We start from the raw sequence: 21,810 nt of genomic DNA, 5'->3' as shown, positions 1-21,810 counted from the left end.
TTTTTCACCCATCTACAAATTTTTTTTCTAATATATGATTTAAGTCAATTGTCTTTAATGTATTTTTTATATTTAATGAGACATCTCCACTACCATAAGGTGATATACAATTTAAGAGTTTAGATTGAAATGAATTTGATAAAGCTTTGTTAATTGCTTCTATTATTGAATCGACTTCTTCAGTTGCATCAATAACCGAATCGGCTTTAATTCTACCTTGTTGCCTTACTCCTAAGTTCACTGTTGGTTTTTTGAAGGAAGGTACTTCAATCAGACCACTTGATGAATTTCCAATCACAATGTCTACATACCTAATAGCACTTAAATAACGAAGTTGTCCTAAAGATGTCACAGTTATGACCCTGTCAGGGTACTCCAATGCAAATTCATCAATCATTTTTGAAATAATTCGGCCATCTGTATCTGAATTAGGCTTTGTGAAAATCATTCTTGCCTCTTTAAATTCCCTTAACGCTGTTAGTAGATTTTGAGTTGCTTTAACTGGCCCTTCTTTATGCAGAGTAACTGGGTGATAGGTAATTAAAAAACTTAATTTCCCTAGTTTGAAGTCAATTGATTTCTCGAAACTTTCTCTATCAAGTAATTGCATCCTGTTTATGTTTTCAATTCCTGGCGCACCAAAATTGTATACTTTTTCGGGATTCTCACCCATTTGAATTATTCTATTTTTATAAGGTTCAGCTGCGGGAAAGTGTATATGAGACATTTTTGTTACTGCATGTCTAATAGCTTCATCTATCAAGCCTTCTGTTGCTTCTCCTCCATGAATGTGAGCAATTGGGATTCTGGCAATAACTGCAGCTTGTGCGGCAGCTAATATTTCATATCTGTCTCCTAATACAACTAATATATCTGGTTTCAATTTTTCAAACGCATCAGAAAACCCTATTGTTGCAAGACCCACTGATTTTGTTATTCCAACAGGTGTATCACTTGACAGCAACATTTCAAGCTTTTCATCAATTTTAAAACCATCTTCTTCTATTTTTTTATATGTTAATCCAAACTCTGGGGATAAATGCATCCCTGTCGCAATTATTTGAAGTTCTAACCGATCATCTAGTTCAATCTCTTTCATTATCCAATATAATAAGCCATAGTCGGCTCTTGTTCCTGTCACTATGCATATTTTTCTCGTTGGCACTATTTATCCCCCAATTCTGAGCTACTCGGAATATTAATGATTCGTTTTTCTAAACTTTCCGCACAAGAAATGTCCATAGAAGGACAATTTCGAAACATCGGCAAATGATTCATTAACATCCATACAGGTCTTGTCATAAGGTTACTGCTGTTACTCAGATTTAGAATCTCATCTCGAATACCTTCATTGGCCTCATCCAAAACCAAAGCATTTAACCAATAATTTGATTGGGAATAGTCTGTTTCTTGCTTAAAAGTCACTCCCGGAACTCCTTTAAAAACTTCACTATACTTATGAGCTAAACTTCGTTTCTTGTTTAAAAAATCTGGTACTTTCTCTAATTGAGCACATCCTAGAGCAGCATTTATATTAGGCATACGGTAATTAAAGCCAACTTGATCATGTACATACTCCCATTTATGTGGCACTTTAGCGGTAGTCGTTATATGTTTAGCCATATCTGCCAATCGCTCATCATTCGTTAGGATTGCTCCCCCTCCACCTGTTGTCATAATCTTATTACCATTAAAACTCATAGCTGAAATTTTGCCAAAAGATCCCGTATGCTGTCCTTTGTAATAGGATCCTAAAGATTCAGCTGCGTCTTCTATTAAATCAATATGATACTGTTGACATACTTCAATCAGCTGATCCATATCCACAGGATGGCCAAACGTATGCATCGGGATTATAGCTTTAATACGTCTACCTGTTTGTTTGTTAAAGCACTCATCATTTTTTACAATTGCAATTTCCTTTAAATAACTTTTTAATTTATAAGGATCTACTCCTAGAGTGCTTTCTTCACTATCAACAAAATGAGGGGTAGCTTGACAATAACTAACAGCATTTGCAGTTGCAATAAACGTAAGACTCGGAATAAAAACCTCGTCATTTTTTTTTACTCCAACAAGTGTGAGAGCTACATGTAAAGCAGCAGTTCCATTAACAACTGCAACAGCTCTTTTTACTCCAGTGAATTCTGCCAAGTCTTTCTCAAATCGATCAACATACTTTCCTACAGATGACACAAATGTAGAATCAATAGTTTCTTTCACGTATTTCCATTCATTTCCTTGGAAAGAAGGCTCATGTAAAGGAACAAAGGTATCTTCATATGGAACAACTTTACGGATTGCTGAAATGATTTCCTGTGCTAATTGACTCATATATTGTACACATCAGCTTTATACTTTTTGAGGTTTTCCGGGTTAGCAAACCATTCAGCTGTTTCTTGAATTCCTTTTTTGAACCCTTCTCTACTTCCATATTTAGGTGTCCAATTCAGCAATTTTTTCGCTTTCCCGTTATCTGCCCATAATCGTTCTACTTCACTTTTATTTGGCCTTAATCTCTCTTCATCTGTAACGATGTTGATTTCTTTATCCATAGCTTCCCCAATAAGTTCAGCTGTTTCCTTGATAGAAATTTCATAATTACTTCCAATATTAATTACTTCCCCAACAGCTTTATCTGACTCTGCAATTGTTATGAAACCATCCACCGTATCTTTCACATAGTTAAAATCTCTTGTCGGGTGTATAGCTCCCAGTTTAATATCTTTTTTATTGTTAGCGAGTTGAGTAATAATTGTAGGAATGACAGCTCTTGCAGATTGTCTTGGGCCGTATGTATTAAAAGGTCTGATCGTTACAACTGGTGTATCAAAAGACAAATAATACGACATGGCTATTTGATCAGCCCCAATTTTTGATGCTGAATATGGAGACTGTCCCTGAAGTGGATGATTTTCATTAATAGGTACATATTGTGCTGTGCCATAAACTTCGCTCGTGGATGTGTGAACTACTTTAGAAACTCCTAATTCTCTAGCAGCCTGAACAACATTTAGCGTTCCGTTAATATTTGTATCTACATATGTTGCTGGTGAGTAGTACGAATATGGAATAGCAATTAGGGCTGCCAAATGGTATACAGTATCGCAACCTTTCATCGCTTCTTTTACACCAAATGGATCTCGAACATCACCGGAAAAAACTTCAACCTTGTCAATAATTTCTTTAGGGGCATTATCAAGCCACCCCCAAGAATTAAATGAATTATAATAAACAAAGGCTTTTACATCAAAACCTTTTCGAACTAATTCTTCTGTTAGATGAGAACCGATAAAGCCATCAGCCCCTGTTACTAAAACTTTTTTTGACATACTTCTCAACCTCCGTTTTATATTTATTTTACGCAAAAATCATCTATATTAATGGTGAATATAGTTTTCCCCACCTTCTACACTCGTACCAAAATACTTTTCAATTATTTTGTAATGAGATAATTGCATAATCTGCATCATTGAACGCTTTATATTCATACGGTTTACAGTAACTCCATTTTTTGGAATTTTAATTTATTACTAGCTCTATAAATAAGTAGAAACCTTATTATATCTGCAAAAATCGTTGAGATAATGGCCCCATATATACCTATAAATGGAATTGCTATCAAGTTTATTATTACATTTATTATGGCTGCCATAGAACTACTTGTTGCAATCGCATTTGTCTTTTTTGCATAGAAGAGTTTTGCAACAGGTATAAAGTAAAATCCTGTCAGAATTTGGCCAATAAGTAAGAATGGAATTAGGGTAATTGCTCCGTAATACTCGCTTGAAGTAATTAATTTTATACTGTACATTGCAACTGGTATTGAAGCTACACCAAATATAATAACAATGAAAGAAAATATCTTTAGAAGCCTATTTGCCTTTAATTCATTACCTTCTTTTCTTAGTATTGTGTATCTAGGTACTAATGCATTATTTATACTTGAATAAAATAATCCTAATACCATTGACACTTGTGCAGCTAACGCATAAATACCCAAATCAGCGATATCAACAAATTTTTCTAATATTACCCTGTCAGAAGCACTAATAATCCAGCCACTGGCAATGTGTGGTAGTAACGGTAAACTAAATAGTAAACTTTGTTTAACATATGCAACATTCAAAGACAATTTAAGATACTTAAGCTGCATCGCAAATGTAAGTAAGACAACTAAAAATGTAATGAATAATTGTGCAATTAAGACACTCTCTGCGCCTAAACCTCTACCTATTATCAAATATATTGTTATTGCCATAATAAATAACGCTTTTATCAGATTAACAACAACAAATAAACCGGCTTTTTCTTGTGCTCTAAATAGCGCCATCGGTAACGCAGATAATGCAGTTACCCATGATAACCCAATTAAATAGAAATAATATGGGTCTATAGGAATGTTTTTAAATAACAAAGAACCCACCGAATTACTAAAGAACATTAACATAGTTGCAATGATAGTGGAAAAAGATAACACAAAAACAAATATAGATCCTATATACTCTTTTTGTTTTTCAGGTTGATTCAAAAAATCATAAAAAAATCGTGTTACAGCTCCATGCAAAGCAAGTAATAGAATTAGTTGCAGCATACCAACCAATGTTTGAACCGTTGTCATGATTCCATATTCCGCAGTAGTTAAATACTTAGTGAAAATTGGTAACATTATCAAGCCAATCATTGGCGTCATCATTGAACCAACTGTATAAAGTAAAGAATTTTTAAAAAGTTTATTTTTAAACAACTTATTGATATTCAAAAACATAAAAGTAATTTCTCTCTTCTTATTATTTTAAGTTGAAAATACCTCTCAGCTAAAAACATCCTTAGCCGATATCACGATGCTCGTTTACATCGTCTATAACATTCATAACTCCATAAAAACGGAACACTTGCCCCCCATTCTTGGACAATTCGGGCAAATAACTTTGAATCTTTAGCAGCTTCGATTTTTCCATTTAAAAGCTTTATATTCTTGTCTTTCAAACCCTGTGATCCGCTTCTTGCTGGAATAATTGCAATGTTACACACTTATCTCACCCCACAATCGTAGAATTTCTTCTTCAGTGAAATTCGATTATTTAATAAAAAACATTCAATTTTAGCAACTATTTTCCCTGATGTGTTTCCATCACCATATATGGGTTAACAGTTTTTCCTGCCTTACTCATAAACTCTTCAGTCAGTGCTAAAGCAATTGCTTGTCCCATATCTTCTTTAATAGGCTCACAATTGATTACACTTTCTGCTTGTAACAGTCTCTTTTGGCGGTCCCCAATATTAATTGTTGGAATACAAAAACTTGGAGCTTCAACAAATCCGCTCGAAGAATTCCCTATAACACAATATCTTAGTGCACTCAGATAACGATTTATTCCTATTGAAGTAAAAGCAACAGCATAATCATTTTCTTTTACAAATGAATCAATCATCTATTAATGATACGCCCTTTTCGAGCTTTGCTATGGATAATCTGAAAATCCTTATATTTTTTACAAGTTTCCAACAAAGCTTGGAACTGCTCTGCTGTGTTATTATCTTCCAATGTAACAGGATGGAACATAACAATTGTATAAGGCTTGTCTAATTTAAGTTCTATTGTAACTTCTAATTCAGCTTTGCTCAAATGGCATGACGGCTAGATTCATCTACAGCCCCTTTTATGGCTGCCGATGAAACCATCGGCGCCTGTTACTAGTATTCTATTTGTCATAACTCTTTCACCTTTCCTACTCTTCTATTTTTATTATCGTCGTGAATACTCATATAGGGAGAGAATATAATATAGAAAAGTATTATATCTAATTGCGCATTGAAGTTAGTATAATCAAATTGCATTCTAAATAGCAACGTTATCAACAACATAGAATATAATAGATTATTTTCTTTTTTAAAATGAAAAAAGGCTTTAATAACTAGCAAAATAACTATTATGAATGGAACAATTCCATACTTTGCGTGTAACATCAAGAATGAATTATGCAGATTTTGACTAAATCTTTCCAATATAAAAGTCCCACTTATTGGAGCCCCAAAAAGAAAATAACCCGCTGAAGTAAATGTTTTGTTTAAATAATCAGTCCAAATTAAAGTACGCAAAGATTCAAGACCTCTGTTTTCGTAATTTATAATTGCCGAAGTAAAATAAATCTCTAAAAAATTATAGAATATCGACAAAATGATAACCACAAACGCTCCCACAAAAATACTTTTAAAAAAGAATGTAATATTTAATTTTTTCCTATTAAAACTAAACAGTAAAAATAAGAATAATATTACTAAGAAGACTAGAATTCCACTTCTTCCTATCGCCATCGTACTTACTATTAGTCCCATTATAATAGGGTATATTGTTAAATTACGGTTGTGAATATAACCAGAGATAGCATATATTGAAAAATAAATTAATACAGTTAATCCAATTGCATTTCTACTGCTAGACATATTTAAATTATCTACACCATTTGAAAGAATGATACTACTAATAAAAAGAATAACCACAAAATAGTACAATACTCTAGTCAATTTATAATTGATTGTAAAATTTAAAAACAGTGTGGCAACACCCATAAAAGCAAATGGCCAAATTAATTCTTGCAGTTCCATATTTCCATTTAACAATATACCTAGTGCTCCAAAAAAAGTATAAATCCATATAAAATAAATAATTGGAAGTTGCCTTCTAATGCCATTTTTTAAAACAGAATAGATGATTGATATTAAACCAAGAACAACAAATATAAAATTTCCCAAAACTACCGATACAACTTCAAATAATCTTATTAAATCTACAAATGCATATGTCACTAATATAATACTAGGAAATATGCCTATTGACATCTTCTGTTTTGTCAATACCAGGTTCGGTTTATCTGCCATCGAAAAAGTCTCCAGTTTAATATTTTTGTACTAAATTTTCAACATGTATCAGTCTACCTTATATAATGATAGTCCTATAAGTTTCTTTTTAAGTAAAATTACAGTGTATTTAAGCCTTAAGTAAAAGATGTTTAAAATTGGATTTCTGATAAGCGAAGGTGAGGCTTAATTAACATAATATATCTTAATTTTTTTAACTTTTCATATTTTTCGGAATCTGTAATATCATCAATTATTATCTCCTTACCGTTTTTAAAAGCTTGAAATAAAACTGTAGAGTATAGTGAAATAACACACTTAGTTTGAGAAAGTGAGATATTTAATGGAACTTCATCCGGATTTTCAATATTAAAATTAGAAAAAATGCGTGATACCTGTGTTTTATCAGAATAGCGAGGATGGAATCTTACGCAAATTCTTTCCCTTGGTATATTGCGGCCTAAAAGGGTTGACCTAATATTCATCAATTCTTTTTCACTTTCTCCACCAAGATAATAAGTTAACTCATATTTGTGTTTTATTTTCTTTTTTATGTCTAATTTCACCATTTCTGGAACTTCAATCTTAAACTGTCCTTTATCTGCAAGTAAGGAAACTAAAAGGTTCATATAATGTTGATCCCATACATAATATTGGTCAAACTTGACAAAAGAATCTCTTATATTAAATAGTTTTTCTCCATGCATTATATTAATATGTTTTATTCCAATTTCTCTACAATAAAAAGTAAGCGCGGATGAAGTAAATGAAAACTCTCCAAAAGTTAATACCGCACAAGGATTGTTCTTATATACTTGATTTGCGTACAACGCAATTTTCATCATACATTTCAAGCAAAAGTACGGTTTATACCAGTATCTTAGATATATCTGTTTTATTACTCTTTTTTCTTGTGCCGTTAATTGATAAGGACCACTATAATCACAGAAAATAATTTCATCAAATTCATCTTTGAGTGTCCTTGGCACATAAGAAATATCCTTTGTACCTGAGATAAAAACCGCAACTTTTTTTATTTTACCAGTTGTCATACCGTTATCATTAGAATATTTAAAATAGAAATATGGTGTTAAAAAGATTGCTGTTAAAGATTGAATTAATTTTAATCCTAATGGTAGTTGTTTCATTTGGCATAAGTATTGATAATAAGATCTTTCAAGTAAGTCTGATGGTGCTTTAAAACTTTTCAATATTTTTTTTTGGAATTCAACGCTCATGAAAAAAAACGGTTGGTTGCCCTTTAATATTTTGTTCTGTATTTTTTTTGCCAAATTATTGATAAGCATTGAACAAATCCTCTCAACATTATATCTATTCTCAATTTAGATACTCTATAACTACCTTACAGACCATTTCTTGTTCAGCATCACTCATATAAGGATGCATAGGCAACGAAAGAACTATATCACAAAGCTCATTAGTTACTTCAAAGTCATTATCATCAAATTCCATAGTGTCAAAAGCTCCCTGTTTATGCAACGGCTTAACATAATAAATCATACTAGGAATGCCATTCTTTTTTAGCTGTTCTTGTAAACCATCCCGCTGTTCCTTATTCTTAAGTTTGATAGTATACTGAGCAAAACTTGAATAGAATCCTTCTGGTATTATCGGAGGTTCAATAACACCACTTAATCTATCATTATATAGTCGATATACCTTGTTTACATCTTCCATTTCATGGTCTATATAGGCTTTTAATTTCACATTCAATATTGCCGCTTGCAGAGTATCTAATCTAGAATTAACACCAATTCTAACATTGTCATACTTATTCTCACCCTTACCGTGAACTTTATATGATCTTAATAATTTTGCTATTACATCATCATCTGTAAATATCGCACCACCATCACCATAACAGCCTAGCGGTTTAGCCGGGAAGAATGAAGTCGTTGCTGCGTCTCCAAAACTACACGCTCTTCTTCCATTAATATTGCCGCCAAATCCTTGAGCTCCATCTTCTAATACTAATAAATCATATTTTTTTGCAATTCTCTCTATTTCATAATGATCAGCAGGAAGACCAAACAAATCAACAGGAATAATAACCTTTGGAGTTAACTTTCCTTCATGTAGCGTCTTTTGAATAGCTTTTTCTAACTTCATAGTATCAATGTTAAATGTACCCCTATCTACGTCTACAAAGACAGGAGTTGCACCTTTAAATGAAACAATCTCTCCTGTTGAAAAGAATGTAAAGTCGGGTACGAATACTGCATCACCCTCTTTAATATCCCATGCTATCATTAGCAAGGTCATTGCTTCTGTTCCATTAGCACAAGAAATACAATGTTTGACACCAACAAAGGTAGCTAATTGATATTCCAACTCTTTGACTTCTTTGCCGCCAATGAAATTTGCATTGGTAATAACTTCTTGAATAGCATAATCAATTTCCTGCTTATATTTTTGATATTGAGCCTGTAAATCTCTGAACTCCAAATTATTCACTTCCTATACTAAAATGATAATTATTACTAAGATTGTAAGTAATTAACAACTGTATTATAATCTTTAAATATCCGATCTTTTGAACCCGCAAACGACGCTCCCCATAAGCCGGATTCAACAAAGAAACCTTTTATGTTAAAGACGTCAGCAACCTCCATTTCAATCTTACTATCGCCGATAATTATATCTTCACTATAAATCTTATCCGTTAAGAAACTGACTTTTGCATTTTTTTCTTGTAAGGGTTTTAAAACAACTATTTCATCAAAAAAATCCTTTATACCAAGAGAATTCACTTGATATAGTAATTCTCTTTCAGAATTTCTCTGCGTTAATAACTTAACGTTGTATCCAAGCCTGTTCAATTTTTCATATGCAACTTCTGGAAATCCAATAATAATGTCCTTACTAAGCCAGTACCGATCTTCTAAATTTTCTCCTTTAAAGACTACATAATCATTTATATTAATTTTATATCCTTTACAAATTTCATGAACGATAGCATGATCTTTTATTCCTTGTTTTTTTAGAAAACAATACTTTTCATAATCTAATTTTAGTTGGGTATTTCTTTTTAAATACGATTCAAGTATGCCATGGTATCGGGGCATGACGTCCACAACTGTTCCATCAAAATCTATATATGCAGTTTTATTCATAAGGTATACTCAAAAAACTCTTCGTAATATCTTACCATCGTAAGACCATCATTTGATTTTTGCGGATACCATAATTCTACCTGCTCGTTCAAAATCATTTGAATTAATCTATTTGGTATATCAAAACCAGACTCAACTGTTAAAGGAAGACCACCAGATGCAAACCTAGTATTAAAATCAAAAATACAACATTCTCCTGAATCCATTCTCTTAAATTGAAAGTTTATAGGTCCTTTAATTTTTCTTGTATTTTCCAATATTTGAATAACTTTATTGATATTCTGTGAATAATCGTTGCGAGTCACCGTGGCACCGCCACCACTTATTTTTATCCGTTCTCTTACATTTGCACCAAGACATTTTCCATTATTATCAAACAAACAGTCTACTGTAAACTCTTTTCCTCCTATATACTCAACTAGGAAATAATCGTGGACCTTTTCTGACCAATAATTATAATCAATATTATTCTCAATTTTAACTGTATCTTTACTCCCTGAACCTTCCATAGGTTTTAATATACATGGAAAATTAACTTCTTCAATAGATTTATATACTTGTGGTGATTTAATTCCTAACAACTCTAAATATTCATAGCAAGTTCTTTTATTACTTAATATTCTATTATCTTGATCTTCCATTAATAACATTTTAACATTTGGAAAATTATCTTTTACTTTTTGTTTACTAAAAAGATTTATATCGTATGATGTTATAGGAATAATAATATCTACTTCTTCCTTTAAAACAATGCTCTCTAAAACTGGTATATACTCTTTATCTTCTACTGATGGGACAACATAAAAAGCGTCTACCCAATTATTTAACGGAGTTGTATCTGACATATCTATGGCTACTATTCTATATAACCCACTTTTTTTAAAATGTTTACTTAAATAAACGCCTGTTAGTCCCCCAGCAGAAGTAAGTAAAATTGTATATTTAGTCTTACATGACTCAAGCTCGGAAACGTAATTTCCGGAATTATTAAAATTCACCATTATCGAACCGCCCTTTAAAATCTCTTGTACTACAGTTGCCTAACGGCAACTTAATGCTTTTACCTTCTGCAGCTGATTTGTAAATTGCAAGTATAAGTTCAAGCGCTCTTCTTCCATCTTCAGCTGTAACATAAGGCTGTCTATCATTATAAATAGCATCTATGACGTCAGCATAAAGTGGTTTATGGCCAAATCCGTAGACAGTTGGAGGATTTTCACAAAATTTTTCCTTAACTTCATCTGGATCATCTAACATATCAGCAAAGTGCCACTCTTCAATAAGATTTACTGATTTCCCCCCAGCTTTTACTGTACCTGTATCCCCAAAAACATATAACGTTTCTTCAAGATTCTTAGGATAAATGTTGTTACTTCCTTCAACAATTCCATAGCTACCATTGGAAAATTTAATAAGTGCCATGCCTAAATCTTCTGCCTCCATGTAGCTGTGTTTTAAATTGTCTGTCATACCAAAGACTTCAATAATATCGTCTCCCATCATCCAACGCAATAAATCGATATTATGAATGCACTGGTTCATCAATGCCCCACCATCTTGTTCCCAAGTTCCACGCCATAGAGCTTGTTTATAATATTCTTCGCCTCTGTTCCAACGAATATGAGCAGTACCATGGAGTAATCTTCCAAAACGGTCTTGATCAACAGCTTCTCTAATTTTTTGGACGGATTTGTTAAAACGGTTTTGGTGACAAGCACTTACCTTTACATTATTCTCTTTAGCTTTTTCTATAATCTGATCTGCTTCTTCTAATGAGAGTGCAATAGGCTTTTCTATAATAAGATTGCAATTTACTTCAATACAATCTATTGCGATTTGACCATGCTTCCCACTTTCAGTACAAATAGCTACTAAATCTGGCTTTTCGTTTTTAAGCATTTCTATATAATCAGTATATTTCTGAACAGTATTAGGAAGATTAAAGTTGGATATTGTATTAACCATCTTATCATTTTCGATATCGCATAAAGCTACAACTTCTAAGTTATTTTCTACTGCAGCAGCTATATGATTTGGCGAGATTCTCCCGCATCCTATTAATGCATATTTTAGACTCATAATGCTCCCCCTCTATAATAATTCAATGTTTTCTCTATTCTTCAGATCCTTCATTGCATTTTTAGTATCAAATATTGCTTTTGCATGTTGTTGTACAAATGAATAATCCACATTCGTATGTGCAGCTGTTACTATAATCAAATCTGAACCTTCAATAAGGTTTGCCGTTAATTCTGATTCACTATGCTTAACATTCCCACGCTCACGATATTTTTGTACATATGGATCATAGTAAACAACCTCTGCACCTTCCTTTTCTATTTGTTCGATGACTCTAATTGCTGGGCTTTCTCTATAATCAGCCATATCTTGTTTATAAGTTACACCAAGTACTAACACTCTTGATCCGTTCATTGCTTTTTTATGTCGATTTAAGATTTTACTAGCTCTCTCAGCGCAGTATTCAGGCATCCGATCGTTAACCATCATAGATGATTCAATCATTGATGTATGGAACCCATATTCACGAGCTTTCCAAGATAAATAATAAGGATCTAGTGGAATACAATGTCCACCAAGTCCTGGACCTGGATAGAAAGCTTGAAAGCCATATGGTTTTGATTTTGCAGCATCAATAACTTCCCAGAAATTAATACCCATTTTGTTACTTAAAATAGCAAGCTCATTAACAAGTCCAATATTGATATTTCGGTAAGTGTTCTCAAGAATTTTTTCCATCTCTGCTATTGCCGGAGAGGACACTTTATGAATAGGTGCTTCTAATATACTTTCATATAATGCTGCTCCTACTTCAGTACATTGAGGAGTAATACCACCGACTACTTTCGGTGTATTTTTTGTTTTATATATTAGGTTACCTGGGTCAACTCGTTCAGGTGAAAAGGCAAGAAAGAAATCTTCTCCACACTTAAGTCCCGATGTCTCAAGAATCGGTTTAAGAAGTTCTTCAGTAGTTCCTGGGTAAGTAGTAGACTCAAGAACAATCAACATATCTTTGTGCATATAGGGAACAATACTTTTAGCTGAAGCTTCTATATAACTTGTATCAGGCTGTTGATGCTCATCAAGTGGTGTTGGCACGCAGATACACACGCAATCCGCTTTCGCTACCTGGTCAAAATTCGTCGTGGCCGAAAGGAGACCAGACTTAACAATAGCTGCAAGGTCTTCATTGACGACATCACCGATATAATTTTCTCCTAATTTTACCATTTCCACTTTAGATTCTTGAACATCAAAACCTATAGTCTTAAACCCAGCCTTTGCTTTTTCTACTGCAAGGGGAAGTCCAACGTATCCCAGTCCCACTACTCCTAGTGTAGCTGTTTTGTTTATTAATTTTTCTTTGAGATTATTGATAACTTGTTTTTCTTTAAGATTAATCATAATTATTTACCTCCATAATAGCATTTAAAAATATGTTGTACTTTTTTCGTTATCCAAATAATAAAGCTTACTTAAAACATTGACTCTTTTTGCTCACAGTTTCAAAAACTCAAATTTAAATCGATCGTTTATGAATCCACTTTTATATAAATTGTTCTGTTTATTAAAAAAATTATGTTCACGTATAACGTTGCATAATTTATTTATCCTTTTTATAATAAGCTTCCAAGCTTCATAGTCAATTCCTTAAAATCATAATTATTAGCGGCTTCCTTAGCATTCTTGCAATATATATTATACTCATCTTTTGACATATTACTAAATTGAATAATTGCTTCTGCTAGTTGCTTCTCATTTGCGTTATCTACCACAATTCCACAATTATATTTTTTTACTACATCGTATCCAAACTCACAATCCGAAACAGTGGGCCTTCCACTAGCAAAATACTCAAACATTTTATTAAGACTAGCCCCATACTTTTTAATACTATTTTGTTCAAAATGCATTATGTTTACGTTTGATTTACTTAAAATATAAGGTATCTTTTTTTTATCTACAAAACCTTTGAATTTAACATTCCGAATGTTGTTATCATAACAAAATTTTTCTAGATATTCTCTATCATCGCCCTCTCCATATATTAAAAACTCAATATTATTAGAGTGCTCTCTGTTAATAACTTGCGCTGCATCTATTATGCTTTTAACATTATTGACAAGTCTAATAGATCCAGTATAAATAACTTTGAACGTTTGCTTATTATTTAAATCTTCATCTTTAATTACATAGTTTTCTCGATTATAATTAAAGACTTCTAAATCGACACCATTATTAATGTGATGTACTTTTGCTATATCTATAGGTCCACCATGTTCTTGATCCCATCCTTGATCGATTATGTAGTCCCTACCACCTTCCATTGTAAAGATAAGCTTGTCTGCATTTTTATATATCCACTTCTCACCAGCATATAGTAATTTAAGAATAGGATTTTTCTTATTAATTATTTTATACGCAACAAAACTTTCTGGCCACAAATCTCTAATTTCAACTATAGATTGGCATTCATATTTTTTCGCAAGACGTATAGCTGCAATCGCTGCGAGTGGATGTGCAGAAGATCCTATAATAACATCAGGCTTTTCCATGTATTTCGTAGCTTTAAATAGGTTACGGTAAAACTCAATCATCGCATAAACTCTCTTGAATTTACTTTTTGAGTAGTCACATGTCTTAATAAAAAAATATGGATATTCTCCATTTTCATACTGCTTATAGATAGATTTATCTTTTATCAGCTGTTTATCAGTGTTATGCAAAAAACTACCTACAAAAAGGCTTGGCTTATGTCCAAATCGTTTTAGATATTTCCCAAAATTATAATGTCTATTTAAGTGACCGTATTCAGGTGGCATATTATACTGGTTAAAAATCCAAATTTTCTTCATTTATAGTTCTCCTTGCTAGTAGCAATTTCTGAATCTCCCGTTCCACCTTCAACAACACCATCATTCTTCAAAACACTTTTGATCGTACCAAAAAAGCACTTGACGTCCATTTTAAGTCCTATATTCTCAACATAATCTCCGTCTAATTTTGATTTTAGTTTAATAGGCAGTTCATCTCTTCCATTGATCTGTGCCCACCCAGTTAAACCAGTCGGAACATCATTTGCACCATATTTGTCACGTTCTGCAATAAGATCATACTGATTCCATAGTGCTGGTCTTGGACCAATAATACTCATTTCACCTTTTAGAATATTAATAATTTGTGGAAGTTCATCTAAACTTGTCTTTCTAAGAAACTTCCCGCTCTTTGTAATGAATGCGTCTGGATCTTGTAATATATGTGTTGGCATATCTTTCGGTGTATCTGTTCTCATCGTTCTGAATTTCAATATATAGAAGTGCTGTTTATTTATCCCCACTCGTTTTTGATTAAAGAATACCGGTCCTTTTGAATCGATTTTGATAATAATCGCAATTAAAAGGAAAAATGGCCATAAAAGAATCATTGCTAAAAAGGAAAGACTGAAATCAATTAATCTTTTTATTTTCAAATACACCTTTGCCACACTCCTTAAAAGTTAGTTAGTCGTTTAATACTTAATTGGAACCTCAACTCCTCCAACTAACTACTAACCCACTAACTACTTATTTCATCTAAATAATATACGCACCTCGTAATATCTATTCAATGTACCATGCAAATACGAAATAGACATTCTTGCATCTATCACCCTAAACCGAGTTTCTTCCTATTATATAAACCATTCAATCAATCTATAAGTCTCACTAAAATCACCTCAAACCCTTATCCAGTAAGGTTTCTAGCGTTCTATCTAACTACGATAGTCAGTTCCGATTGTCCATTCAATCATTTATAAAATTTAAACCAAAAAAATGAATACCTCTAACATATAGGTTGTAATGGGAGCTATTGATAAAGCATAACCCAAAAAGCCACTCCATAGAAACCATCTAATCCCATTCAAATAAAACAACTATCTATAAAAACGGCACACCACCGTCTTCGTCCTCTTCCTCTAAATTTTCCCCTTCACTAGGATGAATATTGCATCGCACTTTTCCATCTATATATATAAAACTTCCATGTTCAGGATGCATATTCCCATGAGAAATCTCAGCGAAATGCGAAAAGAGAGCCTCAGAATGCCCCATACTTCTTAAGGTTAAATCTGCTTCATACATTTTCTCCAACATTTTGCTATTTGCATTACAAGCTTCTTTTTGAATCCTCTATAATGTTACCGATAGATGGAACAGCTATAGCTATAATGATACCCAATATAGCAAATACAGCTAGCAATTCTATTAAAGTAAACCCTTTTTCATTGCCATTCGTTTTCCTTTTATCAATTCTGAATATAACTAAATACCCCCCACAACCCTGATATAGTAATACTAAATCATCAAAGATAATTTCTTATGTGGATTCTGGTAAATATTTACATAACTAAAATCAAAATCATAATTGAAAATTAACAGGGCATCTAACCCCACCTCACACAACACTATTGACAACTCGTGTCTAAGGTTCAAATTTTTTAAACCCACAGCATGATCGAGTGCATCCGTTGACAGAGGTAAGGAGACATCACCTAGTGCTTTAATGCTGTTTGAATAAGAATACAGTGTTTATTTAACTTTTAACTTGCCTTCTTCTATCTTTTCCGTAAGATAATGAAACAACTCATCCTTAATCTCATCATTCTCCAAAGCCAGATCAATTGTTGTCTTAACAAACCCTAACTTCTCCCCAACATCATATCGCTTACCTTCAAAGTCATAAGCATACACGTTCTGCAACTCATTCAATTTCTGAATCGCATCTGTTAGCTGAATCTCACCACCAGCACCGATTTCATGCTTATCTAAAAAGGTGAATATTTCCGGGTTGAAAATATATCGCCCCATAATAGCTAAATTAGAAGGAGCTGTACCTTGTTTAGGCTTCTCCACAAAGTTATTGACTTGATAACGTCTGCCTTCAATCGTATTAGGGTCTACAATACCGTAACGATGTGTTTGATCATCAGGAACCTGTTGAACACCGACAATGGAACTTTGTGTTTCTTCATATTGTTGAATTAATTGCCTTAAGCAAGGTGTTTCCCCTTGTACAATATCATCACCTAACAAAACGGCAAAGGGTTCATTACCAATAAACTTACGTGCAAACCAAACCGCATGCCCAAGTCCTTTTGGTTCTTTTTGGCGTATGAAATGAATATCGACGTTAGATGCATAGTTCACTTTATCAAGCAGGTCAAATTTTTCCTTTTTCATCAGGTTATCTTCTAATTCGAAATTGTGATCTAAGTGATCCTCTTTGGTGCGTTTCCCTTTACCTGTAACGATAATAATATCTTCAATGTCTGATTCAAATGCTTACTCTACAATGTATTTAATGGTGGGCTTATCTACAATTGGCAACATTTCTTTTGGCATGGCTTTTGTGGCTGGTAGGAATCTTGTACCTAGACCCGCTGCTGGGATGATTGTCTTTTTTACTGTTCTCATTTTAAGCCCTCCAATCTTTTATTTTTGATTAATTCCATCTTTGAAGTACTCTCTAACAAAAACCACAAATAATCCGACCATTAATCCTAACACTAGTGATATTGCAAGATTCAACGTTTTATTAGGAGATATTGGACTATCAGGTACAAATGTATCAGATAGGACATTCGTACTTATATCAACAATGTTCATCGTACTAATACTTCTTACCTCATCATATTTATTACTATAAAAATTATATAAAGACGTTGTGTCATCAATTTTTTTATTAAGTTTTTCATATTTAACTTGCTCAGACTTATCTAAATCATTAAGTTCATTTAATAAGTCTTGATCTGCTTCCAACACATACTCACTACCAGAAGCGTTTTGTTGGAATAAAATTAATGTTGGTAATCCATCACCTGCACCAAGATCGTTAAATGCTTCTACAGCTTCTGTGATTTGCTTATCTTCTACTTCCATTTGGGCTTGATATTCTTCTTCTAACATCGTTAGTCTAGATTGAATATCATTTCCTAATTCGTCTCTAGTTATTGAGATAGTACTATCAATAGTAGATTTTATTTGTTCTTTATCTGTACCTTCCATCGAAATAGAGATAAATGAATTTGTTTCTTCAGAAGGTAGTTCAACGTTTATTTTAGATTGTAGTTGATTAACAGTTAAATCTAAGTTTTCTTTTTGAATAACTTTTTCCAAAACAGTGCTCGATTTCATTGTCTGTACAAAAATTTCTGGTTTAGTCATTTCGTTTATATACGGCTGGACATTTTCTGGCACAGATGCAACATTGTGAACAGTTACATTTGCATCACCTTTATAAACTGGATCTGCAATAAGAAAACTATAAACAAAACTAATTAATAACGCAGCAACTGCTATTCCTACTATAATCCATTTGCCTTTCCATAACTTTTCAATAATCTCTCTTAAACTGATTTCCTCTTCCAAGTCATTCACCCCTGATTATATGCTCTTGCATACATTTAATTTCCATTCTCTACAATTAATTTAAGTGATTTATTAACAAATAACGAAATAATAACCCAACATAATATTGATATTATGGAAAACTTATATATCAAATGCCCCTCAAAAATTTGCATTACTAATATAGCAATAAAGAAGCTTGTCAATATTTTAAAATAATGATCATTGGTTTGATAGCTTGCTTTCTGAGCTATATATGTTATTACTAGTAAAAGACTCACCATCAATGCTAGTCCTATTATCCCTGCTTGATAAAATAATTGCACATATAAATTATGAAGATAACCACTGAATGCTTCGTATTGAATATTATTACCCAGTCCAGTTAAGGTGTCATTTGAATTTGTAACCTCTTCAAACGCGTCATTCCAAATTCGATCCCTTCCAGAATAAAAATTCTTCCCTGTGTATTCTCTACTTAATTCAGTAAGTTTATTACCAACTGGTGTTTCATTTGATAGAGTATAGAAAAATACAAAAGAAATACTAAATACTATAAGCAAAGTGACCATAACAAAGACATATTTATTTAACTTAAATAATATCAAATAAGTTATTAATACAATAATAAATGCTAACTGCGCGGTCCTTGAAGTTGCTGTAAACAGAACCACTATAAGCATTAAAATCGTATATATATTAATTGTTTTTAATAGATAATTGGAATCTTTTATTGTTATAAAACAAAAGAACAGCAATAAAAATGCAATTATTCCTGTTGAATTAGCATTAGTAAATTCTCCTACTGATAATAATCGTGGTAAGAATAATATATTTGAGAACAGAAAGACGAAAATAGTCCACAGCGGATATATAAATAAACTACTTTTTGAAATACTAATAAACAAGAACAACAGAAAGGTGATTGCTAGATATACCAAATAATCTATCTTTATATCAATTTCAGTGTTTATATTTATGATATAAAAGACAAAGAAAATTGTTGATAAAACAGTAACTAGTATAGTATGTCTATTTACTAATAATTGTCTATTAATTAAAAAGTAATATATGCTAGTAACAGCCAATATTATAGTTGGGTATATAAGCGCATCTTTCTCCATGAAGTAATGCTCTGTAAATTGCATACCCATAATAAAAACACAAATCATTATTACCATATTAATTATATACTTTATGAATAGTCCTTTATAACCCTTGTTCATTTAATTTGTGCTCCAGACTATAATTTTAATTCGTTATTAATTCTTTATGCTCAAGATTCGCTGCATTTAAGAGTTGTATTTTTAATTCCTCTACGGAAACATCTTGGAAGCCATTAGCAATAGTTTCTACGACGCTAGTATCAACATTTCTTGTCTTTCCGATATAAATCTTATCGAACACTTCTTTAGGATGTACTTCGTTTACGCCAAGTAGTTCTTCATACATTTTTTCACCAGGTCGCATTCCAGTAAATTCTATTTGGATCTCTTCTTCTGTGAAACCAGATAATTTAATAAGGTTTTTTGCTAGATCAACAATCTTCACCGGTTCTCCCATATCAAGAACAAAGATTTCGCCACCACGTGCAAGCGTGCCTGCTTGAATTACTAATCTTGAAGCCTCCGGAATGGTCATAAAATAACGTGTCATATCCGGATCAGTGATCGTGATTGGCCCACCTCGCTCAATTTGCTTTTTAAATAACGGAATTACACTACCACGGCTACCTAATACATTCCCAAATCGAACGGCGACGTATTTAGTTTTACTGTGTTGCGCTAAACCTTGTATGACCATTTCTGCAACTCGTTTTGTAGCACCCATTACATTTGTTGGGTTAACCGCCTTATCCGATGAGACTAATACGAATGTATTTACTCCAAGAGTGCTAGCTGCTTCTGCGACATTTTTCGTTCCAAGTATATTATTTTTCACTGCTTCGCGGGGATTATATTCCATTAGTGGTACATGTTTATGTGCAGCAGCATGGTAAATAACAGATGGTTTATATGTTTCAACTACTTCATACATTCGATGTCGATCCTGAACATCCCCTATTACTGGGATAATTTCTATATCATCATTTTTATATTTCTCACGAAGTTCCATATCGATTTTATAAATGCTATATTCTCCATGTCCAACTAGAATAATCTTACTTGGGCTAAAGCGAAGTAACTGTCTGCATAGTTCTGAGCCTATAGAGCCACCAGCCCCCGTAACTAAAACAGTATTTTTAGTTACGTACTCCGATATCTTATCAATATCTAATTCAACCGGCTCCCTCCCGAGTAAATCCTCCACTTCTACATTTCTTAACTGACTAACAGATATCTTCCCAGTCATGATGTCCTCAATTTTTGGAATCATTTGTACCTTGACTCCAGTTTTGTTACTTTCAACAACGATTTTATTTAAAGCTCCGTTCCGCAAAGAGGGGATGGCTATAACTATATGCTCTATATCATGTTTTTCAACTATTGATGGTATATGTTTCACCCTACCTAAAACGGGTATATTATAGATGTGCATTTTTTGTTTGCTAAAATCATCATCTACAAATGCAACTGGTAATAACTCTGTATCATTATGATTGTTTTTTAATTGCCGAGCTATCATAGTACCTGCTGAACCTGCTCCAATGATGAGTGTGCGTTTTTTTTCAATACTTGATGAAATGTAACGATCCCTGAATATTCGCCACATAAAACGCGATCCGCCAATAAGAATCACATGTAACATCCATGTTACAACCAGCGCTCGTCTGAATATGGTAAAGTCATTAACTATGTATTGAACAATTCCAGCTGAAATAACTGAAAATGTGACAGCTTTCACTATTATAGTTAGTTCTCCGACACTAGCATACGCCCATACTTTATTGTATAACTTAAAAATCATAGCATAAAAATGATGAAAGAATAGCAGTGCGACTGAACTTATTACTAATGCAGGCATAGTTATAATGGATATATTCGGGTACACAACCCATGATGCAGCAAATATTGCAAAAGTTACAATCAGTGAATCAAGCAGTATTAATAGAGTCATTCTCAATCTATATGTCACAACGGCAGCTCCTTTCTTTATGGTGTAATAGCGCAAAAAAACGGGGATTACCCCGAGTGCATATATATAGTACAATATTACTAAGTGTATATCTATTTGTAAATATCCCTTTTATATATTACAAGAATCATGGTCACGTTTTTAGTGACTTTTGTAGAATATAGTCATATTATGTTGTTTCATTTATTATTTTTAAATTATACCATAATCTAAGAATGAAAATAACCCTATAAAATCTAACAAATAACGGAAATATTAAATGCATTTGCTTTGTACGTTTATTTTCGTCTATATAGGTTCCATATTTATATCTCTAATACTATAGATATCAG

At 32.7% G+C, this 21,810-nt stretch carries 21 protein-coding genes and 1 pseudogene; all 22 read right to left on the bottom strand.

Going from position 1 to position 21,810, the window contains the following annotated elements:
- Positions 1–4: 4 nt before the first annotated feature.
- The 22 genes and pseudogenes from neuC to ACFQ3N_RS01815 all read right to left on the bottom strand — a co-directional run bounded on the left by neuC (position 5) and on the right by ACFQ3N_RS01815 (position 21,478).
- Positions 5–1,165 (bottom strand): UDP-N-acetylglucosamine 2-epimerase, encoded by a 1,161-nt coding sequence (gene neuC / locus ACFQ3N_RS01920; protein WP_390359036.1) that lies wholly within the window; start codon positions 1,163–1,165, stop codon positions 5–7.
- Complete coding sequence (locus tag ACFQ3N_RS01915; protein ID WP_390359034.1) at positions 1,165–2,334, bottom strand: LegC family aminotransferase; 1,170 nt, start codon at positions 2,332–2,334, stop codon at positions 1,165–1,167. The genes neuC and ACFQ3N_RS01915 overlap by 1 nt, the downstream gene beginning before the upstream one ends.
- Complete coding sequence (locus ACFQ3N_RS01910; protein ID WP_390359032.1) at positions 2,331–3,332, bottom strand: NAD-dependent 4,6-dehydratase LegB; 1,002 nt, start codon at positions 3,330–3,332, stop codon at positions 2,331–2,333. Before ACFQ3N_RS01910 ends, ACFQ3N_RS01915 begins: the two co-directional genes overlap by 4 nt.
- 164 nt (positions 3,333–3,496) lie before the next feature.
- Positions 3,497–4,747, bottom strand: coding sequence for an oligosaccharide flippase family protein (locus ACFQ3N_RS01905; RefSeq protein WP_390359030.1), 1,251 nt, complete (start codon positions 4,745–4,747; stop codon positions 3,497–3,499).
- 92 nt (positions 4,748–4,839) lie between these two features.
- A complete protein-coding gene (locus ACFQ3N_RS01900; protein WP_390359028.1) occupies positions 4,840–5,034 on the bottom strand; it encodes a cytidylyltransferase domain-containing protein in 195 nt (64 codons plus the stop codon).
- Positions 5,035–5,111: 77 nt separating this feature from the next.
- Positions 5,112–5,435, bottom strand: coding sequence for a UDP-N-acetylglucosamine 2-epimerase (locus ACFQ3N_RS01895; protein WP_390359027.1), 324 nt, complete (start codon positions 5,433–5,435; stop codon positions 5,112–5,114).
- The gene (locus tag ACFQ3N_RS01890) at positions 5,432–5,629 is read right to left on the bottom strand and encodes a hypothetical protein (protein ID WP_390359025.1); all 198 of its coding nucleotides are present in this window, start codon (positions 5,627–5,629) and stop codon (positions 5,432–5,434) included. The genes ACFQ3N_RS01895 and ACFQ3N_RS01890 overlap by 4 nt, the downstream gene beginning before the upstream one ends.
- An 83-nt stretch (positions 5,630–5,712) precedes the next feature.
- Complete coding sequence (locus ACFQ3N_RS01885) at positions 5,713–6,882, bottom strand: hypothetical protein (protein ID WP_390359023.1); 1,170 nt, start codon at positions 6,880–6,882, stop codon at positions 5,713–5,715.
- 131 nt (positions 6,883–7,013) lie between these two features.
- Positions 7,014–8,168 carry a hypothetical protein gene (locus ACFQ3N_RS01880; protein ID WP_390359021.1) on the bottom strand — a complete coding sequence of 385 codons (1,155 nt, stop codon included), beginning with the start codon at positions 8,166–8,168 and terminating at the stop codon, positions 7,014–7,016.
- Between the two features lie 31 nt (positions 8,169–8,199).
- Positions 8,200–9,327 (bottom strand): DegT/DnrJ/EryC1/StrS family aminotransferase, encoded by a 1,128-nt coding sequence (locus tag ACFQ3N_RS01875; RefSeq protein ID WP_390359019.1) that lies wholly within the window; start codon positions 9,325–9,327, stop codon positions 8,200–8,202.
- Positions 9,328–9,362: 35 nt separating this feature from the next.
- The gene (locus ACFQ3N_RS01870; protein ID WP_390359018.1) at positions 9,363–9,995 is read right to left on the bottom strand and encodes an HAD hydrolase-like protein; all 633 of its coding nucleotides are present in this window, start codon (positions 9,993–9,995) and stop codon (positions 9,363–9,365) included.
- Complete coding sequence (locus ACFQ3N_RS01865) at positions 9,992–10,996, bottom strand: ATP-grasp domain-containing protein (protein ID WP_390359016.1); 1,005 nt, start codon at positions 10,994–10,996, stop codon at positions 9,992–9,994. The genes ACFQ3N_RS01870 and ACFQ3N_RS01865 overlap by 4 nt, the downstream gene beginning before the upstream one ends.
- Positions 10,983–12,074 (bottom strand): Gfo/Idh/MocA family protein, encoded by a 1,092-nt coding sequence (locus ACFQ3N_RS01860; protein WP_390359014.1) that lies wholly within the window; start codon positions 12,072–12,074, stop codon positions 10,983–10,985. Before ACFQ3N_RS01860 ends, ACFQ3N_RS01865 begins: the two co-directional genes overlap by 14 nt.
- 12 nt (positions 12,075–12,086) lie before the next feature.
- A complete protein-coding gene (locus tag ACFQ3N_RS01855) occupies positions 12,087–13,421 on the bottom strand; it encodes a nucleotide sugar dehydrogenase (protein ID WP_390359012.1) in 1,335 nt (444 codons plus the stop codon).
- A gap of 212 nt (positions 13,422–13,633) precedes the next feature.
- Positions 13,634–14,872, bottom strand: a complete 1,239-nt coding sequence (locus ACFQ3N_RS01850) for a glycosyltransferase family 4 protein (RefSeq protein WP_390359010.1) — start codon at positions 14,870–14,872, stop codon at positions 13,634–13,636.
- Positions 14,869–15,492, bottom strand: a complete 624-nt coding sequence (locus ACFQ3N_RS01845; protein WP_390359009.1) for a sugar transferase — start codon at positions 15,490–15,492, stop codon at positions 14,869–14,871. The genes ACFQ3N_RS01850 and ACFQ3N_RS01845 overlap by 4 nt, the downstream gene beginning before the upstream one ends.
- A gap of 442 nt (positions 15,493–15,934) precedes the next feature.
- Complete coding sequence (locus ACFQ3N_RS01840) at positions 15,935–16,147, bottom strand: hypothetical protein (RefSeq protein WP_390359007.1); 213 nt, start codon at positions 16,145–16,147, stop codon at positions 15,935–15,937.
- A gap of 16 nt (positions 16,148–16,163) precedes the next feature.
- A complete protein-coding gene (locus ACFQ3N_RS01835) occupies positions 16,164–16,307 on the bottom strand; it encodes a type II secretion system protein (RefSeq protein WP_390359758.1) in 144 nt (47 codons plus the stop codon).
- Between the two features lie 278 nt (positions 16,308–16,585).
- Positions 16,586–17,470 (bottom strand): annotated as a pseudogene (galU, locus tag ACFQ3N_RS01830) (UTP--glucose-1-phosphate uridylyltransferase GalU).
- 18 nt (positions 17,471–17,488) lie between these two features.
- Positions 17,489–18,424 carry a Wzz/FepE/Etk N-terminal domain-containing protein gene (locus tag ACFQ3N_RS01825; protein ID WP_390359006.1) on the bottom strand — a complete coding sequence of 312 codons (936 nt, stop codon included), beginning with the start codon at positions 18,422–18,424 and terminating at the stop codon, positions 17,489–17,491.
- Between the two features lie 35 nt (positions 18,425–18,459).
- The gene (locus tag ACFQ3N_RS01820; RefSeq protein WP_390359004.1) at positions 18,460–19,527 is read right to left on the bottom strand and encodes an O-antigen ligase family protein; all 1,068 of its coding nucleotides are present in this window, start codon (positions 19,525–19,527) and stop codon (positions 18,460–18,462) included.
- Between the two features lie 127 nt (positions 19,528–19,654).
- Positions 19,655–21,478, bottom strand: coding sequence for a polysaccharide biosynthesis protein (locus ACFQ3N_RS01815; protein WP_390359002.1), 1,824 nt, complete (start codon positions 21,476–21,478; stop codon positions 19,655–19,657).
- Positions 21,479–21,810: the final 332 nt, after the last annotated feature.

The organism is Virgibacillus byunsanensis, assembly GCF_042675965.1.
Lineage (GTDB): Bacteria > Bacillota > Bacilli > Bacillales > Amphibacillaceae > Virgibacillus_R > Virgibacillus_R byunsanensis.
The sequence above is the reverse complement of the archived record's forward strand: the minus strand, read 5'-3'. Positions and strand labels throughout refer to the sequence as shown.

What these genes read in the sequence shown, in the direction of transcription:
- ACFQ3N_RS01915 (WP_390359034.1), bottom strand. Translation starts at nt 2,334, where the DNA reads ATGAGTCAATTAGCACAGGAAATCATTTCAGCAATCCGTAAAGTTGTT.
- ACFQ3N_RS01910 (WP_390359032.1), bottom strand. Translation starts at nt 3,332, where the DNA reads ATGTCAAAAAAAGTTTTAGTAACAGGGGCTGATGGCTTTATCGGTTCT.
- ACFQ3N_RS01895 (WP_390359027.1), bottom strand. Translation starts at nt 5,435, where the DNA reads ATGATTGATTCATTTGTAAAAGAAAATGATTATGCTGTTGCTTTTACT.
- ACFQ3N_RS01885 (WP_390359023.1), bottom strand. Translation starts at nt 6,882, where the DNA reads ATGGCAGATAAACCGAACCTGGTATTGACAAAACAGAAGATGTCAATA.
- ACFQ3N_RS01880 (WP_390359021.1), bottom strand. Translation starts at nt 8,168, where the DNA reads ATGCTTATCAATAATTTGGCAAAAAAAATACAGAACAAAATATTAAAG.
- ACFQ3N_RS01870 (WP_390359018.1), bottom strand. Translation starts at nt 9,995, where the DNA reads ATGAATAAAACTGCATATATAGATTTTGATGGAACAGTTGTGGACGTC.
- ACFQ3N_RS01865 (WP_390359016.1), bottom strand. Translation starts at nt 10,996, where the DNA reads ATGGTGAATTTTAATAATTCCGGAAATTACGTTTCCGAGCTTGAGTCA.
- ACFQ3N_RS01860 (WP_390359014.1), bottom strand. Translation starts at nt 12,074, where the DNA reads ATGAGTCTAAAATATGCATTAATAGGATGCGGGAGAATCTCGCCAAAT.
- ACFQ3N_RS01855 (WP_390359012.1), bottom strand. Translation starts at nt 13,421, where the DNA reads ATGATTAATCTTAAAGAAAAACAAGTTATCAATAATCTCAAAGAAAAA.
- ACFQ3N_RS01850 (WP_390359010.1), bottom strand. Translation starts at nt 14,872, where the DNA reads ATGAAGAAAATTTGGATTTTTAACCAGTATAATATGCCACCTGAATAC.
- ACFQ3N_RS01820 (WP_390359004.1), bottom strand. Translation starts at nt 19,527, where the DNA reads ATGGAGAAAGATGCGCTTATATACCCAACTATAATATTGGCTGTTACT.